The 16841-nt window shown below is 65.0% G+C and carries 14 protein-coding genes; 6 read left to right on the top strand and 8 right to left on the bottom strand.

The genetic code is table 11. From position 1 onward, the window contains the following. Positions 1-6 precede the first annotated feature (6 nt). From VN634_03955 to VN634_03970, 4 genes are all read right to left on the bottom strand, one after another. On the bottom strand, positions 7-1065 hold the full coding sequence (locus VN634_03955) for a radical SAM protein (protein ID HXC50013.1): 1059 nt from the start codon (positions 1063-1065) through the stop codon (positions 7-9). After that, entirely contained in the window at positions 1062-2681 is a 1620-nt protein-coding gene (locus VN634_03960; GenBank protein HXC50014.1) for an ABC-F family ATP-binding cassette domain-containing protein, read from the bottom strand. The genes VN634_03955 and VN634_03960 overlap by 4 nt, the downstream gene beginning before the upstream one ends. Positions 2682-2774: 93 nt before the next feature. Beyond that, a complete protein-coding gene (locus VN634_03965) occupies positions 2775-3461 on the bottom strand; it encodes a hemerythrin domain-containing protein (GenBank protein HXC50015.1) in 687 nt (228 codons plus the stop codon). Further along, positions 3419-4699 (bottom strand): hypothetical protein, encoded by a 1281-nt coding sequence (locus tag VN634_03970; GenBank protein ID HXC50016.1) that lies wholly within the window; start codon positions 4697-4699, stop codon positions 3419-3421. Before VN634_03970 ends, VN634_03965 begins: the two co-directional genes overlap by 43 nt. A gap of 206 nt (positions 4700-4905) precedes the next feature. Here VN634_03970 and VN634_03975 point away from each other — a divergent pair, with 206 nt between their 5' ends. After that, on the top strand, positions 4906-6864 hold the full coding sequence (locus tag VN634_03975) for a hypothetical protein (GenBank protein HXC50017.1): 1959 nt from the start codon (positions 4906-4908) through the stop codon (positions 6862-6864). Here the strand turns inward: VN634_03975 and VN634_03980 are convergent. From VN634_03980 to VN634_03990, 3 genes are all read right to left on the bottom strand, one after another. Continuing rightward, positions 6861-8429, bottom strand: a complete 1569-nt coding sequence (locus VN634_03980; protein ID HXC50018.1) for a PAS domain S-box protein — start codon at positions 8427-8429, stop codon at positions 6861-6863. The two genes, VN634_03975 and VN634_03980, sit on opposite strands and share 4 nt — an antisense overlap. Before the next feature lie 66 nt (positions 8430-8495). Beyond that, the gene (locus VN634_03985) at positions 8496-9122 is read right to left on the bottom strand and encodes a response regulator transcription factor (GenBank protein ID HXC50019.1); all 627 of its coding nucleotides are present in this window, start codon (positions 9120-9122) and stop codon (positions 8496-8498) included. A gap of 10 nt (positions 9123-9132) precedes the next feature. After that, positions 9133-10242, bottom strand: a complete 1110-nt coding sequence (locus tag VN634_03990; protein ID HXC50020.1) for a histidine kinase — start codon at positions 10240-10242, stop codon at positions 9133-9135. A gap of 301 nt (positions 10243-10543) precedes the next feature. Here VN634_03990 and VN634_03995 point away from each other — a divergent pair, with 301 nt between their 5' ends. The 5 genes from VN634_03995 to VN634_04015 all read left to right on the top strand — a co-directional run bounded on the left by VN634_03995 (position 10544) and on the right by VN634_04015 (position 16452). Beyond that, entirely contained in the window at positions 10544-10909 is a 366-nt protein-coding gene (locus tag VN634_03995; GenBank protein ID HXC50021.1) for a hypothetical protein, read from the top strand. A gap of 148 nt (positions 10910-11057) precedes the next feature. Beyond that, positions 11058-12404 (top strand): hypothetical protein, encoded by a 1347-nt coding sequence (locus tag VN634_04000; GenBank protein ID HXC50022.1) that lies wholly within the window; start codon positions 11058-11060, stop codon positions 12402-12404. A gap of 51 nt (positions 12405-12455) precedes the next feature. After that, positions 12456-13961 carry an NAD(P)/FAD-dependent oxidoreductase gene (locus tag VN634_04005; protein HXC50023.1) on the top strand — a complete coding sequence of 502 codons (1506 nt, stop codon included), beginning with the start codon at positions 12456-12458 and terminating at the stop codon, positions 13959-13961. A 90-nt stretch (positions 13962-14051) separates the two neighbouring features. After that, complete coding sequence (locus VN634_04010; protein HXC50024.1) at positions 14052-14432, top strand: VOC family protein; 381 nt, start codon at positions 14052-14054, stop codon at positions 14430-14432. 49 nt (positions 14433-14481) lie between these two features. Next, the gene (locus VN634_04015; GenBank protein ID HXC50025.1) at positions 14482-16452 is read left to right on the top strand and encodes a hypothetical protein; all 1971 of its coding nucleotides are present in this window, start codon (positions 14482-14484) and stop codon (positions 16450-16452) included. A 4-nt stretch (positions 16453-16456) separates the two neighbouring features. Here the strand turns inward: VN634_04015 and VN634_04020 are convergent. Beyond that, positions 16457-16841, bottom strand: a 385-nt coding sequence (locus VN634_04020) for an LLM class flavin-dependent oxidoreductase (protein HXC50026.1), incomplete at its 5' end; no start/stop codon positions are given.

A 16841-nucleotide genomic window follows, 5' to 3' on the forward strand; every position in this document is an offset into this window, starting at 1 on the left:
AAACGCTTATGCGAAGCGCAGGAAGTGGCGCCTCGCGAAGTGCGCGAGCACCGGTGGATGCAGCGAGTGAAGGAAATTCTGCTCGACCATGCATGGCGAGTAGCACGCAACGCAGGGATGGTCGTGCAGCGCGCGCCATGCCGCGGCTACGCCGCCGGTTGCCGCGTTGCCCCCGACGATGCGCTGAAACGTCATCGTGCACGGAAAGACCGCGCCATCCGCATCGATGCTGATGTAGGCGCGCCCCGCATGGCACGTCGGGCCGTCGCGGCGGCGCGGATCTTCGGGCGGGATCTGGTCGGCCTCGAGGCGATCGCGCCCGTAGTCGCCCCAGCTGGCTGCATAGCGATACGTCTGCGGAGAGAACAGAAGACGCGGATTGGTGCGCGCGACCTCCGCGAGCCGCCCGCACAGCCGCCCGATCGCTTCGTCGTCGTCCTTGACCTTCGCGGCATCGTTCCACAGGTCCGGCGCGCCCGAGCGCATGATGTTGATCGTAAGACAGAGGTCGTGTCGTTCGGTGAATGCGAGAAGCTCGTCGAGATGAGGCGCTGTCACCGCCGACAACACGGCGTTCAGCTTGACCGGCAGATGGTGAACACGCGCGGCTTCGATGGCGGATTCGACAGCGGCAAAGACGCCCTTGCCGCGCACATCGTCGTTGGCCGGGCCCGGCGCATCGAGGCTGAGGACCAGCGTATCGACCTCGCGCAGCGAATCGATGCGGTGCGGGACCAGCAGCCCGTTCGACGTAACGACCGTGCTCATGCCGTGCGAGCGTGCGCTCGCGATGAGCTCGGCGAGATCGGCACGCAGCAGCGGCTCTCCGCCGAGAAACGTCAGCCGTCGGCAACCGAGACCGGCGAGCTCGCCGATGATGCCCGTCCACTGCGCGGTGGTAAGCTCGGGAGTACGGCGCAGCGGCGAGCTGCAGTAGATGCAGCGCAGGTTGCAGCGCTGGGTCACAAAGAGATTGGCGCCGACCAGAGCCGGCCGGCCGCGTAGGCGCGCGCCGATCACCTGCATTGCCGCAAGCGCGGCACGCGGGGCCTTTGCGACGGTCATCGTAGCCCCGGCGCCTCGTGACCGCTCGCCGCCACGTACTCGCGGTAGCCGCCGTTGTAGACGACCGGACCATCCGGTCCGAGCTCGAGAATGCGTGTGGACAGGTCGGCAAGAAAGCGCCGGTCGTGCGAGACGAACAGCATCGTGCCTTCGTAGCCGGCCAGTGCGCGCACGAGCATGTCTTTGGTTGCCATGTCGAGGTGGTTGGTCGGCTCGTCGAGCACGAGGAAATTCGGCCGGTCGTAGAGAATGCGCGCGAGCACGAGGCGCGCCTTTTCTCCGCCAGACAGGATCCGGCACGGTTTGGCGATATCGTCGCCGGGGAATCCGAAGCATCCGGCGAGCGTGCGCAGCGTAGCGCCGTTGGCCAGCGGGAACGACTCTTCGAGAGTCTGGAGCACGCTCGAGTCGGGCCTTAACACTTCCATCGCGTGCTGCGCGAAGTAGCCGAGGCGGACGTTGGCGCCGAGCTTTACGCTTCCTGCATCCGGCGCGCTCTCGCCGGCCACTAGCCGCAGCAGCGTGGATTTGCCGGCGCCGTTTACGCCCATGACGGCCCATCGCTCGCCGCGGCGAATCGTCAGGTCGAGCCCGTCGTAGATGATTCTCGTGCCGTAGCGCTTGCCGAGCCCTTCGATGCGAACCACGTCGTCGCCCGAGCGCGGGTAGGGCGGGAAATCGAAGCTCTGCGCCACGCGCTTCTTCGGCGGCTCGACCTTTTCGATCTTGTCGAGCTGCTTGACGCGCGACTGGACCTGCGAAGCCTTGGCCGCCTGCGCCTTGAAGCGCTCGATGAAGCGCATCTCCTTGGCGAGCTTGGCCTGCTGGCGCGCGTACGCGGCCTCGGCCTGAAGCTCGGCCTGGGCCCGCTGGCTCTCGTAGAAATCGTAGTTGCCCGAGTACGAGGTCAGCTCGCCCTCGTCGATCTCGAGGATGCGGCCCACCACGCGGTTCAGGAATTCGCGATCGTGCGAGGTCATCAGGAGCGCGCCGTCGAAGCGTTCGAGGAAGTGCTCGAGCCAGATGAGAGACTCGATGTCGAGATGGTTCGACGGTTCGTCGAGCAAGAGCGCGCTCGGCTCCATCAGCAGCACGCGAGCGAGGCCGACGCGCATCTTCCAGCCGCCCGAGAGGTGCCCGACGTCGCCGTCCATGACGTCGTCGGAGAAGCCGAGGCCTGCGAGGACTTCGCGCGCGCGTGCCTCGAGCTCGTAGCCGCCGAGGTCTTCGAAGCGCGACTGCACTTCGCCGTAGCGCGCGATGATGCGGTCCATGTCGCCGGCGCGCGCCGGATCGGACATGGCCTCTTCGAGCTGCCGGAGCTCAGCGGCGACGTCCGAGACGGCGCCGGCGCCCGCCATCACCTCGGTGACCACCGAGCGACCCGACATCTCGCCGACGTCCTGGCTGAAGTGGCCGATCGTGACGCCGCGGTCGATCGAGATCTGCCCGTCGTCGGGCGCCTCTTCGCGGGTGATCATGCGGAACACCGTCGATTTGCCGGCGCCGTTGGGCCCGACGAGACCGACCTTTTCGCCGCGATGAATCGCGGCGCCGGTCTCCATGAACAGGATCTGGCGGCCGTACTGCTTGGTGATCTGGTCGAGGCGGATCATGGGAATCGGTCCGTCTAGCGCGAATGCGGTGAACACTCCATGCGCCGGACGGCCGGTTCCGATGCCGCGGTCAGTGCCGCCTCGTTGCGGCGCTTACTTCTTGCGCGCTTTGGCCGACTTGGCGCCCGAAGTCTTGCCGGTCTTTGCCGTCTTGGCCCGCGATCGCCCGGCGGCCGGCCTGGCGGTGCGTTTCTTCGATGCGGCTCCGCGCGCGGCTACCGATTGCGGACGCGACTTTCCGATTCCGGCTGTCACGCGACTCGCCGCCGCCGCCAGCATCTTGCCGGCGGCCGGAAGCCAGCCTTCGTTCTGCGCTTCGAGCTCGCGCTTGCGCTCGAGCATCTGTGTGCCGAGCTCGAGGAGCTCGCTGGCCTCCATCGCGCGGCGCGCCCGCGAAAACATTTCGGTCTCTTCTTCGCGCGCGTGATGCTCGACGACTTCCTTGAGCACCTTCGCCTTTGCAGAGAAAACCTCCGACTCCACGTCGCTGGCTTTGATCTCGGTCAGCACGAAGTCGGCAACGTGGTGCTCCTCGAGCGCTTCCTGATAGAGCTTGGCGTCTTCCTTTCTCGTCACTGCAGCTTTGTACGCCGGATAGAAGATCTCCTCCTCGATGGTGGTATGGATCTTGATCTCCTGCTCGATTCGAGCGAGCAGCTCCTCGCGCGTATCGCTTGCGCGCTCGGTGGTCTTCTCGAGCTTGTCGAGGAGCGCGCGCACTTTCCTGTGATCGTCTTTCAGTAACGCAATTGCGTCAGTCCGGTTTTTTTGTGTGGGCATGGGGGTCTCCGTTTGCCTGGGCCAAGGCCGTCAGAATTCGGCGTGGTGTCTGGTGAAGCAGGAGCATGGACGCGAAACGCGAACAGAAACAGGTCGGTTTGGCGCGCCTGCACCGGCAGAGCGCGATTTGTGCGCGATTCAGTGCACGTGCGGGTGTCTCGTCGAACTCGCGCGACGATCCGCCCGTTGCCATTCGAGGTTGGTACGGGGTCGATTCCGCGTAGTGTGGCCTCGTGAGCGAAGAAGATCTGCAGCCCGAACGGGCAATGACCGATGAGAGTCTCGCGGTCGAACGTTCGAAGACGGATGTCGCCTTTGCCGAGAAAGCCGCCATCGAGCGTACCGCGGACGCGCTCGTCGAACGTGCGCGCAAGCAAGCCGATGAAGTTCTGACCACCGCCCGCGCCGAGGCCGACGAGAAGCTCCAGCATTCGCGCACGTCCGATGAGGCCGTCCTCGCGGACGAGCGCGCGAAAGAAGATCAGGTTCTCGAGAACATGCGACACATGGCCGACCTCGTCCTTCGCAGGGAGCGGGAAGTCCATGCGCGTGTCCTCGCCCGTCTGATTCCGCTGGAGCGGAACAAGACCGACCAGCACCTTCTGCTCGAGCGCGCACGCGCCGACACCGAGCTTGCCAATCGCGACGATTTTCTCGGAATGGTGAGCCACGATCTTCGCGACCTGCTGGCCGGAATCGTCCTGAGCTCGGCCTGGATCGAGGAAAAAATCGGCACCGCGGAGCACGACAGGGACACCCGTGTCGCGGTCGAGCGCATTCAGCGATCCGCCGCGCGCATGGAACGGCTCATCGGAGATCTGGTCGACATTGCAGGTATCGACGCCGGAAAGCTGGCCATCGTCGCGACGCAAGGCAGCGCGTCGGATGTCGTCTTCGACGCGATCCGGACCTGGGAGCCTCAGGCGCTCGCAAAAGGGGTTACGCTCGAAGCATCCGTGCCAGGCCCGGTTTCGGCCGCGTTCGACCACGAGCGGATCCTTCAGGTTCTCGGAAACCTCATTACGAACGCGATCAAGTTCAGCCCCCACGGGGCCAGCGTGGTGGTGGGCGTAAACGACGAGGGCGGAGAAGTCCGCTTCTCGGTCCGCGATTCCGGAGTCGGCATCGACCAGGACAAGCTCGAAGCCATCTTCGAGCGCTTCTGGCAGGTCGGCAAAAACGATCGCCGCGGGCTTGGACTCGGCCTGTACATTTCCCAGTGTCTGGTCGAGGCCCATGGCGGAAGGATCTGGGTAGAGAGCGAGCCCGGCGCGGGCAGCACGTTCTTCTTCACTGTCGCAGGCGCCAGCCCGTCGCCGGCGAGCCGATAGCGGCTTGTCTCGGCAGGCAATACCCGCGTAACGTCACCGGACCTGCCAGCGGCGGTTCGCCCATGGCTCGTCGAAAAACGGAATGCGCGACCGCGCTGCGACAGGATAACGAAATGAACGCCGCCATGACCCGCGTCGCATTGCTGATGTTCGTCAGCGTGTTCTCTGTTGCCGAGCCCGCAGCGGCGGCGATCAGCGCGGTCTGGGCGAACGAAGGGGGCGACAAGGTCACGCAGGGTGAGCTGCGCGTCGGCGCGCCGAACGGGCGCCCGGTCCTCAGCCGCGCATGGGACGGCACGACGATCTCGATCTTCGGCGCGCGCAACGAAGTCGTAAGCTTCAATCTCGTGCTCGAGGCCGCCACGCAGGCGGCGACAGGCGTGCACGTCTCGTTCGACACGCTCACCGGGCCGGGCGGCGCGGTCATTCATTCCGCCGCGGTCAGCGGCAACGGCGTCTTCGAGTGGGTCGGCCGGCCGATCGAGCTCTTCTACGTCCGCTACCTGCAGATCAAGGGGCTTACCCGCAACGCGTACGAGAACTACTACGACGAGCGTCACGTGCCCGAGCGCCTGCGCCGGCCGTGGACGGGCGCCGGCGTAGCGGCGCCCGGCTCGACGTGGCAAAGCCGTCCCGACCACGATGCGTTCTATCCGGATATTGCCGTGCCGATGGAGCTGGTTCCGACATTCGATATCGCCGCGGGACACAACCAGAGCGTGTGGGCCGACATCTACATTCCGAAGAGCGCGCTGCCCGGCGTGTATACCGGGCAGGTCACGGTGGAGGAGACCGGCGGCTCACGCACGATTCCGGTCGCGCTGACGGTCCTCGGCTTCTCGCTGCCCGACGACCCGAGCGCGAAGACGATGCTCTACTACTCGGCCGGGAACGTGAACGAGCGCTATCTCGGCCAGACGTGGATCGAAGGCGCCGCCGAAGCGCGCGCGAAGCTCATCCAGGATCGGCATTTCCTCATCGCGCACCGTCACAAGATCTCGATGATCGGCGACTCCACCGGCATCGCCGGCGACGCGACCACCGAGGACCGGCCCGGCTCGAGCTTCATCGCACGGCTGCAGGGGGGCTTCTTCAGCGCGGCCAATGGCTACGACGGCCCCGGCGCCAACGTCGGCAACGGCGTGTACTCCATCCAGACCTACGGGATCCCGCGTTCGTGGATGCACAGGCGAGACCTGTGGCAGCACGCCGACAACTGGGTCAGCTGGTTCGACGCCAATGCACCGGCAACCGACTACTTCCTCTATCTGATCGACGAGACCCGTCACTATCCGCGCGTCGAACGCTGGTCGCGATGGCTCAAGAGTGACCTCGGTCCCGGCCAGGCGCTTCCGTCGATGGCAACCATCCCGCTTCCGAAAGCTGTCGAGCGCGCGCCGAGTCTCGACGTCGTCGCGTCCGCGGCGGGCCTCGGAATCACCGAGCAGTGGGATGCTCCGGCCGCCGATTATTCGCACGACCCGACGCGGCGCTTCTTTCTCTACAACGGCAGCCGGCCTGCAGCCGGGACGTTCGTCACCGACGACGACGGCGTAGCTCCGCGCGTCAACGCGTGGATCCAGTACAAGGAAGCCGCCAATCGCTGGTTCTACTGGGAGTCGACCTACTACAACGACTTCCAGGGCGAATCCGGCAAGATGAACCTGTTCGAGAGCGCGCACACGTTCGGCGCCGCTTCCGGCAGCGATGCGGTGCAGGGCCAGACCGGGCGCAGCTATTCGAACGGTGACGGCGTGCTGTTCTATCCGGGGACGGACACTCTGTTCCCCGCCGATTCGTACGGCGTCGACGGGCCGTTCGCGAGCCTGCGCATGAAGCAGTGGCGTCGCGGGCTCCAGGACTACGAGTATCTGACGCTTGCCGCGCAGGTCGATCCGGTCGCAGTCGCCAACATCGTCGTGTCGGCCATTCCAAAAGTGGTCTGGGAAGTCGGCGTCGATAATCCGAGGGATCCCACTTACGTACACTCGGACATCAGCTGGTCGACCGATCCCGACGACTGGGAGGCCGCACGCGCCGAGCTCGCCGGGATCATTTCGACGAGTCCCTAGAGACTGCTGCCGGGAAGCGCAGCTCGTGCGGTCTGCGCCGACGAGGGCATGTCGCCGGGTCGAGCCGTCATGCGCGGCAGTCGAACCACGAACTCGCTGCCCTTGCCCTTGCCCTCGCTGTGCGCCTCGACGCGCCCGCCGTGCATCTCGACGAGACGCTTGACGATCGTAAGGCCGATGCCGAGGCCGGATTGCGACTTCGCGAGCGACCCGTCGACCTGGGTGAACAACTCGAAGACCTGCGCCAGCATCGGCGCCGGAATGCCGATGCCGTTATCCTGCACGCGAATGACGGCCTCCTCCGCAGAAGCCTCCACGACGAGCCGCACGAGGCCGCCGCGCGGCGTATACCTGGCGGCGTTGTTGAGCAGGTTCGCGATCACCTGCGACATCCGCGTGAAGTCCGCGTCCAGCACGATCGTGTCGTCGGGCAGCTCTACGACCAGCCGGTGGCCGGCTTCCTCGATCAGCGGGCGGCTGGTCTCGAGCGCGCTTCGCACCACGTCCGACAGCTCGATCGGCTCGGTGCGAAGCTCGATCTTGCCGCGGCTGATGCGGCTGACGTCGAGCAGATCGTCGACCAGCCGCACCATCTGGGCGAGCTGGCGATCCATCATCGCGAGCACCAGCGAGCTCTTGTCGGAGTCTGCCGGAGCGAGCTTCAGCACTTCGATTCCGTTGCGGATCGGTGCGAGCGGATTGCGCAGCTCGTGTGCGAGCGTGGCAAGGAATTCGTCCTTGCGACGGTCGGCTTCGCGAAGAGCGTGTTCGAACTGCTTGCGGTCGGTGATGTCCTGGATGACGGTCAGCGCGCAGGGCTCGCCGCCCACATCGATGGTCTCCGCGGAAAGCAGGCCGGTGATCTCGCGGCCGTTGCGCATGCGGAACGTGTATTCGCGGTTGCGCAGGCGTCCCTCGGCTTCGACGGCTGCCAGCTCTTCTTCACGATCTCCCGGCTTTGCCCATACGCCGAGCTCCGTGGTGGTTTTCCCGATCGCTTCCGCGCGCGAGTAGCCGGTGATTTCGACGAACGTGTCGTTGACTTCGAGCAGCTTGCCGGTGACCAGCGACGAGATCGTCAGGCTGAGCGGACTCGCATTGAAGGCCTTCGAGAAACGCTGCTCGCTCTCGCGAAGTGCGATCTCGGCGCGCTTTCGCTCGGTGACGTCGAGTGTGGCCCCGGTCATCCGCACGGGGCGGCCGTCGACGCGCACCACTTTACCGGTGGTAAAGAGCCACAGGATTTTTCCATCCGCCCGCAGCGCGCGGTATTCGATCTCGGTCGGCGCGTTCTCCTCGCGCAGTGCTCGTGCGATCGACGCGCGGACCGACTCGCGGTCGTCGGGATGAATACGTGCTTCGAATGCTTCGATGTTGAGCTCGGTCTGGCCGGGCTCGATTCCGTAAATGGTGTAGAGCGACTCGCTCCACGAAATATGGTTGGCGACGATGTCCCAGTCCCAGATGCCGATCTTTCCTGTCTGGGTGGCCAGGCGAAAGCGCTCGTCGTTGTCGCGCAGTGCCCGTTCAGCTGCAGCGGCCGGTTGCGCCTGCGGCTTGCTCATTCGGCAGAGGGTAACCAAATCCGCATGGGTAGGGAACTCATGGAATGCGGCGCGATCGGGTAGCGCTCAGCGACGCTCGTGGACGCCGATGATGCCGGTGCGGATCGCATAGACCGTAAGCTCGACGCGATCTTGGATCCCGAGCTTCTGAAAGACGTTGTTCAGGTGGGTCTTGACCGTCTGCTCGCTGATGAACAGGCGCTTGGCCACCTCGGCATTGCGCAGGCCGAGCGCCACGTTGCGCACGATTTCCTTTTCGCGCGGCGACAGCGGGCTCAGCGACGGATCCCGCAGCTGGGACGCAAGCTCGCCCTGGACGTTCGGCGGCAGCCAGTAGTCCCCCGCCGAAACGCTTTTGATGGCGTCCATCAGCGTCTCGACCGCGAAGCGCTTGAGGACGACGGCGCGCGCACCGAGCCGGATCGCCGCCAGCGCGTCGCCAACGAACTCGCTCGCGGTCACGACGATCACCGAGAGCTTCTGCGAGAGCGGCTCGATGTCGGTCAGCGAGCTGCGCTCGAGTTGAAGGTCGAGCAGCAGGATGTCGGCCGGAGTGCTGTCGACCAGAGCGGACAGTCCTTCGATGCTGCTCGCTTCGGCGGCGATGCTGACGTCGGGCTCGTGCCGGAGAAGGGCCTTGAGGCCTTCGCGGAACATGGCGTGATCGTCGGCGAGGATGAGTCGGATCGGCACGGTGTCGGCCTCACGCCTGCGGAATCAGGATCTGCATGTGGGAGCCCGGCAGGTCGCTGCCGCCGAGCGCAATCTGGCCGCCGATCTCGCTGACGCGAGAAGCGATCGACCATGGAGGGGACTGGGTCGTGAGTCCTACGCCGTCGTCGTCGATCGAGATGCGAACGAACCCGCCGTCGGTCGACACGTCGATCCGCGCCGATGCAGCGGCCGCGTGGCGCCGGACATTGCTGAGGCCTTCGCGCGCGATCTGCAGGATGTGATCGATCAGGTCGATCGAGCCGTCGACGCGCACGTTCAGCGAGAAGCGCGTGCCGGGCGCCGCTGCGGCTGCCGCTGGTGAGGACGGAGGAATGCCCGCGAGGGTCGACATGTACGAGCGCAGCTCATCGTACTCGCGGTTGACGCTCGTCTGCAGCTCGGTCAGCTCCGCCAGTGCATCGGCGGAATCGTTGCGGCGCAGCAGCCGCCGGCAGCCCTCGATGCGAAGCGTGATGCCGGCCAATGCCTGCGCAAACCCGTCGTGAAGATCGCGTGCGATCAGATGGCGCTGCTGCGCCGCCTCTGCGATCCGCAGCGCCTGCTGCAGCTCGATGCGGTGCTGCCCGAGATATCCGACCAGATATCCGACGATCGCAAGGTAGGCCGGCCGCATCACGTAGATGTTCATCCTGCCGGGCGCGGAGATCAGGATGATGCCGACATACACCGAAACGCTGACGGCGGTGACGAGCACGGCCTGCCTGAGGCCGGAGCGGAAACCCGAGACGACCACAGCAAACGCGAAGAACGCCGAGAACGGACTGGTCGCTCCTTCAGTCATCAGCGCGATCGCACCGCCGAGCACTACGTCGGCGCAGACCGTCCAGGTCGCAAGGCGGCTCGGAGGAAACCACTCGCGCACTGCGGCGAGATAGACGAACACGCTGTAGACGAGATGCGTTGCCATCACGATGAAGACACGCGCGTCGATCGTGAAGCGGCCCTTGGCGATCGGCATCCACGATGAGACGTAGGGCACCGTCGGGTCGATGAAGACGGCGGCGAGCGCGATCACCGAAAGAATCACGCGGCAGCGCGCGATGCGGTCCTCGATCTGTGGAGGATTGGGTAGGCTCATCAGACTTTCCTGTCGTGCTCCATTCTGCATGCCGCGCTGCGGCTGACGGACACTCGTATGCCGGAGAAGGTGGGCAGGACAACCCTTTACCGGACGGATTCTGGCCTGGTCGGTCTGCGAAACACCAGTTTGATCGCGGAGATGGCCGCAGGGTGGAGACGAATCCATCCTCCGGTCGATTGGCGGACGGACAATTCGGGTCCAGTATTCCGCGGCCGACTCGCCGTGGTCACCAGCACCATCAGCCGATACGAACGTATCAGCGGCCAGTCGGGACCAGACAAAAGGGAAATACTTCAAGATGCAGATTGGCCAAGAAACTGCCCAACCCGTTCTCGACGAGCTGTACAGGGAGCCGGAGACCCGCCTGTTGCTCGCCGTCCTGCAGGACGCACTCGCAACGTTCCAGCGTGGGCTGAATAACGCGGGGCGCAAGGACCTCCAGAGGTTTCGCGAAGTCGATTACTGGTTCCGCAGCCGAAGCTACGACTCGCCGTTCTCGTTCGAGAGCATCTGCAACACGTTCCGGCTCGACTCCGGCAGCGTCCGCGACGTGCTGAACAGTCTCAAGCGCAGTGCGTTGATGGAAGGCCAGGCTACGGCGAAAGAGGTCGTGCCTCGGGGTTCGCTTCGCACGCGCCGGTCGTGGGTGCACCGCGTCGGATAGCCTTATCCAAGGGTAACCGTGGGGTCCGGCGCGGGAATCTCCCCCGGTGAGGTCCAGGCTAACGTGCTAAAGCCCGGGGATGCCTTCTGCGATTCCGAGCTCAGTACACGACGAGTCGATCCCCGCCGCTGAGCACAACGACGAGACGGTGACGATCTGGGCGGACGACGATGGCAGCGATGCCTGCCGGTTCGCTGCCGTCGCGGCGGCGCAGCAAGGGTTCGAAACGCGCGCGGTCTCCGGATTCTCTCCCGAGAAGGCCTTCACTCTCGCGGAAGCCGGACTTTCGTACGATTTCACCGAAAAGCTGATCTGCCGCTTTCTCTACGTCCACGGCGCGACCTGCGGGCGCATGATTGCCCGTGAGATCGGTCTTCCGTTTCGACTGATCGTGCCGATCCTCAGCCATCTCAAGAACGAGATGCTGCTGATCTACCAGAAGACGCTGCCTGTCGGCGACTACGAATACGCTCTGTCGGATGCCGGCAGCGAGCGTGCGAAGCGCTTCATGAGCATCTGTACGTACGCGGGCACCGCTCCCGTGCGGCTCGACGATTATGTCGCATCGGTAGCGGCCCAGAGTCTTGCGCTCGCGGACATCGGCATGAACGAGCTCGAAAAGGCTTTTGCCGACGTGCTGCTCGAACCCGAGATGCTGCGGCGTCTCGGCCCCGCCGTGAATGCCGGACGCGGAATGTTTCTGTACGGCGCTCCGGGCAACGGCAAGACCAGCATTGCGGAAAGGGTGGTGCGTTGTTTCGGCAGCGACATCTGGATCCCGCGTACGATCATGGTCGAGGGCGTATGCATCCGGCTGTTCGATCCGGTTCTTCATGAAGAGATCAAGAGCCCGGATTCGACGCTGCTTGGAGAGACGCTCGAGGACGGACGCTGGGTTCGCATCCGACGGCCGACTGTCGTCGTCGGCGGTGAGCTCACGATGGACCAGCTCGAGCTGCGACACGACCCGGTCAGCAATGTGAGCGAAGCGCCGCTGCAGATGAAGAGCAACTGCGGCGTGCTTCTGATCGACGACTTCGGACGGCAGTCGATGCCCGTGTCGCAGCTTCTCAACCGCTGGATCGTCCCGCTGGAGAAGCGTTACGATTTCCAGAAGCTGCCGACCGGCAAGAAGATCCAGGTGCCGTTCGACCAGCTTGTGATCTTCTCGACGAATCTGGCGCCGCGAGATCTCGTCGATGAAGCGTTTCTGCGCCGTCTTCCGTACAAGATCGAGATCGTTGACCCCACGCCGGACCAGTTCCTCCGTATCCTGCTGGTCGTCGCCCCGACGCTCGGCGTTCACCCTTCCGAAGAGCAGGCGAGGCGTTTCATCGAGAACTATTTTCGTCCCGCGGGCAGGCCGATGCGGTGCTGCCAGCCGCGCGATCTCGTGCTGCAGATGCGCAGCTTCTGCCGCTTCCACCGCCGGCCGGTCGAGTTCAGCGACGAGGCGATGGAGTTTGCGATACAGAACTACTTCGCGGTGATGTAAGGCCGGGGATTCGTCGCCCCCGCTACGCATTCCTGCTAAGCAGTGTCGCCAGTGCCCGCCTTCGCCGAAAGCTCCTCCGACGCCGTGACGCAGCCTCGGGTCCGCGTTGCCATCCTCGGCGCGGGAATGTCCGGAATCTGCATGGCGATCGAGCTCCGGCGCAAGGGGATCGACGATTTCATCATCCTCGAGAAGGCGGCGAGCGTCGGCGGTACCTGGCGCGAGAACACGTATCCGGGCGTCGCGTGCGACGTGCCTTCTCACGTCTATTCATTTTCGTTCGAGCTGAACCCCGACTGGACGCATTCGTACTCGAGCGGCCGCGAGATCTGGGAATACTGCGAGCGCACGGTCGACAAGTACGATCTGCGCTCGAAGATTCGCTTCGGCTGCAAGGTCACCGACCTCGTCCGCGACGAACGGCACTGGACCATACATACCGAAGGCGGCGAGACGTGGCGCAGCGACGCCGTCGTCAGCGCGCTCGGCGGCCTTCATCTGCCGAACCGGGCGAATCTCGAAGGGATCGAGACATTCGCAGGCGCGCGTTTTCACACGGCAGAATGGGATCACAGCGTCGCGCTGAAGGGACGCCGCGTTGCGATCATCGGCACCGGAGCGAGCACCGCGCAGGTGCTTCCCGGCATCGCCGGCGAGGTTGCCGAGGTCACCGTCTTCCAGCGTTCGGCCGCGTGGGTGTTCCCGCGACTGGCGAGCGACATCGCACCGCAGCGTCGCGCAATGTTTCGACGCTTTCCATGGCTGATGCGGCTCTATCGCTGGTACCTGTGGGCATTCATGGACTTCGTCGGCACGCTGTCGCTGCGACGCAAGACCTGGTTTGCGTCCCGCCTGCGGCGGCAGGGGCTCCAGCATCTCGAGAATTCGGTCCAGGATCCCGCGCTTCGCGCGCGGCTGACGCCGGACTACGAGCCGGGCTGCAAGCGCCGCTGCATTTCGGACGACTATCTGACGACGTACAACCGCAGCAACGTCCACCTGGTGACCGATCCGATCGCGCGCGTCGAGCCCGGCGGCATCCGCGACGCGACCGGCAAGCTGCACGAAGTCGACATCATCGTCGAAGCGACCGGCTTTCGGCCGTTCGACATCAGCGACTACGTGAACATCGTCGGAAAGGCCGGAAGGCGTCTTCGCGACGTGTGGTCGGACAAGATCGAAACGCTGCGCACGATGATGGTGCCGGGCTTCCCGAACTTCTTCCTGCTCCTCGGCCCCAACAGCGCAACCGGCCACACGTCGGCGCTGATCATGATCGAATCGCAGGCTCGCTACGCAGCCAGCAGCCTCGAGTGGATGGAGCGCGAGGGCGTTGCCGAGATCGATCCCGATCCGCTGGTCGTCGCACGCTACAACGAGCGGCTTCAGCGCGACATGCAGCGCATGGTGTTCAGCGGCGGCTGCAACGCGTGGTACACCGATCGCAACGATCGCAATTACACGCTCTGGCCATACTCCGCGCTGCGCTTTCTCGCCGAGCAGCGCAGGCCCCGGCGCAGGGAATTCCTCGTCCGCAGCGCAGGCAGCACCCGCTGACGAAGACGGTTGATCCCGGCTTGCCGCCGGGACAAAAGGCCGCAGGTCCGGCAGTTTCTGCAGCGGAAAACAAAACGAAGGAGATACGCAATGTTCAGCCACGTCATGGTCGGCTCCAACGACCTCGAAGCGTCCAGGAAGTTCTACGATGCCGTGCTCGGCACGCTCGGCCTCCCCGCCGGCATCACCGACGAAAAGGGCCGCATCTTCTACCTCTCGCCGACCGGCGTATTCGCCATCACGAAGCCGATCAACGAGGCGCCTGCTACGGCAGCCAACGGCGGCACGATCGGGTTCAATGTGTCTGATCCGGCGACCGTCGATGCGTGGCATGCGGCCGGCGTCGCCAACGGCGGCAAGACCTGTGAGGATCCTCCGGGCGTGCGCGAAGGCGGCATGGGCAAGATGTACCTTGCGTATCTGCGCGATCCGTCCGGCAACAAGCTCTGCGCGCTTCACCGGATCGGCTGAGTACGTTCGGCATTCCGGTCTGCTTCGAACGATGGGGTGACACACCGACGTGCTGAGCGGTCTGGCCTTTGCACCGCTCATCGTTCTGGCACTGCTCGTCGCTGCGCTGCGTACCGGGCAGCGCCGCAGCGATGCGACGCTGCGTGAAGACGTCCTGGTCGCAGCTCTGGTGCTCGGAGTCGCGATCGCGCTCGGCACCGAAACGCTCAGTGCGTTTCATGCCGTCACTTACCGTGCGGTGGTCGGGTTCTGGCTGGTCGCCGTCGCTGGTGCGACGGCGGTGCTGGCCTGGCGGTGGCGTCGCGATGGAGCGCCCGCGAAAGTTCGCATTCCTCCTCTCGACGCCGCCGACAGGTTTCTTGTCGGCGGCGTCGCAGCGCTTGCCCTCGTGCTGCTCGTCGTCGCAGCGCTCGCTCCTCCGCAGAGCTCGGATTCGGTCGGCTACCACATGAGCCGCGTGATGCACTGGATCCAGAATCGCTCGCTCGCGCATTATCCGACCTGGGATCCGCCTCAGCTTTTCGAGCCTCCGCTGGCCGAGATGGTGCGCCTTCACCTTCAGCTCCTGAGCGGCGGAGACCGGGCGGGCTGCCTGCTGCAGTGGTTTGCGGCAATGGGTGCGCTAGGCGCCGCGTCGCTGCTGGCTCGCGATCTCGGTGGAAACCGCCGCGCGCAGCTGTTCGCTGCGGTGTTTGCGGTGACGCTGCCGATCGGCATCACGCAGGCTTCGAGCGGCAAGAACGGATGGGTCGAAGCACTGTGGCTGCTTTCGCTGGCCCATTTCGGCGGCCTGGCCGGCGCGCGTGGCAGCGCTGCGCCTTCGCAGGCCTCGGTCGTCTGCGCCTTCGCTGCGCTCGGGCTCGAGCTGATGACGAAGATCACGTCATGGCTGTTCGCGGCGCCGGTAGTCGCGCTCGCGCTGATTCGCTGGATCCGGAGTCCCGGTCGTACGCTGCGCCATCTGGCAATGCCGGCCGTTGCCGGAACGGTTCTGGTCTGCGCGCTGGTTCTGCCGTATCTCGGGCGCAACTTCGCCATCTACGGACATCCGCTGGCCGATCCGGTCTACCGTGCCAAAGACGGCATCGCGCAGATTACGCCGGCGAGCATTGCATCCAACGTCGTTCGCAACGCGTTCTTCCAGCTCGGAACGGACAGCGCGGCGATCAACCAGGCACTGCTGCGCTGCGTGGTCGTCGTTCACCATATGATCGGCGCCGACGCCTTCGATCCGGAGACTTCCCAGTTCCGGCCGTTCCGGATCCTGCCGCCGACCCGGATCGAGGAGCTGGCGTTCAGTCCGCTGCACATTCTTCTGTTCGTCGGAGTCGGCATTGCACTTCTCGTGTTGCGACCGCTTCGCGCCGGCGGCTCACGCCTGCAGTATCTTGCTGCGATCGGCTGCGGTTACGTGTTGTTCTGCGCAGCAGTCCGATGGCAGGGTCCGGGATGCCGCCTGCTGATGCCGCTGCTGGTTCTGGCTTCGCCGCTCGTCGCAGTCGTCGCTTCGGACATCTTTCGCCGGCGAGCCATGATGCTTGTCGCCTGCGTTCTGTTCGTCGCGAGCCTGCCGTACGCCGTTGGCACTTTTGCGCGGCCGCTCTCGTTCGAAGCCGGCAAGGGAATTCTCGTGACACCGAGGCACGACCTGTATTTCGCGCGCCTTCCGTGGTCGCGCGCGACGTACGAGGAAGTTGCCCGAGTGGTGCGCCGGCGCGGTGCGCGCAATCTCGGCGTGATCTTCACGGACACCGGACCGCCCGAGTATCTGCTGTGGATGCTGCTCGAAGACGGGAAGCCTGCGGTCCGGATCGAGAACGTCGCGGTGACCAATGCGTCCGGCTCTCTTGCGACGCTCCCGGCATTCCGCGAGTTTCGACCGGAGATCGTGGTCGTTCTCGGCTCGCCATGGAAGAAGCCCGACTGGCGGCCTGAGATCGTCGCCGCCGGAACGAGGTTCGTACTGGTTCGACGTTTCGCGCTTGCGGGTTTCTACGAACCCGCGACTGGCGACGGCTGACCGGTCATTTGAGGAACGCGGCGGCAAACGCCTCGAACCCGCGCGAGATCCCGTCGCGATCATAACCCGGCGGAGCGACGATCAAGCGGCTGAATCCCATCTCTTCGGCCTTCGCGACGTAATCCGGATCGGGGGCCATCATGCCGCCGGTCAGCTCGATTTCGGCCGGGTCGCGCCCGATCTTCGCGCACTCGTCGCGAAGGATGCCGATGAGCTCCTTCAGACGGTCGGCGCTCCCGCGTCCCGGAAAGAAGCCGTTGCCGTAGCGCGCCGCGCGGCGCGCGGCGATATCGGTGTGGCCGCCGATCACGATCGGCACGTTCGGTCCCTGCACCGGCTTCGGATTCGATTCGACGCTGTCCCAGTTGAAGAACTTTCCGTGGAACGTC

The organism is Candidatus Limnocylindrales bacterium (assembly GCA_035571835.1).
Taxonomy (GTDB): Bacteria; Desulfobacterota; Binatia; order UBA1149; family CAITLU01; genus DATNBU01.

What these genes read in the sequence shown, in the direction of transcription:
- VN634_03990 (HXC50020.1), bottom strand. Translation starts at nt 10,242, where the DNA reads ATGAGCCTACCCAATCCTCCACAGATCGAGGACCGCATCGCGCGCTGC.
- VN634_04010 (HXC50024.1), top strand. Translation starts at nt 14,052, where the DNA reads ATGTTCAGCCACGTCATGGTCGGCTCCAACGACCTCGAAGCGTCCAGG.
- VN634_03960 (HXC50014.1), bottom strand. Translation starts at nt 2,681, where the DNA reads ATGATCCGCCTCGACCAGATCACCAAGCAGTACGGCCGCCAGATCCTG.
- VN634_03975 (HXC50017.1), top strand. Translation starts at nt 4,906, where the DNA reads ATGAACGCCGCCATGACCCGCGTCGCATTGCTGATGTTCGTCAGCGTG.
- VN634_03965 (HXC50015.1), bottom strand. Translation starts at nt 3,461, where the DNA reads ATGCCCACACAAAAAAACCGGACTGACGCAATTGCGTTACTGAAAGAC.
- VN634_03955 (HXC50013.1), bottom strand. Translation starts at nt 1,065, where the DNA reads ATGACCGTCGCAAAGGCCCCGCGTGCCGCGCTTGCGGCAATGCAGGTG.
- VN634_03980 (HXC50018.1), bottom strand. Translation starts at nt 8,429, where the DNA reads ATGAGCAAGCCGCAGGCGCAACCGGCCGCTGCAGCTGAACGGGCACTG.
- VN634_03970 (HXC50016.1), bottom strand. Translation starts at nt 4,699, where the DNA reads ATGGGCCTCGACCAGACACTGGGAAATGTACAGGCCGAGTCCAAGCCC.
- VN634_03995 (HXC50021.1), top strand. Translation starts at nt 10,544, where the DNA reads ATGCAGATTGGCCAAGAAACTGCCCAACCCGTTCTCGACGAGCTGTAC.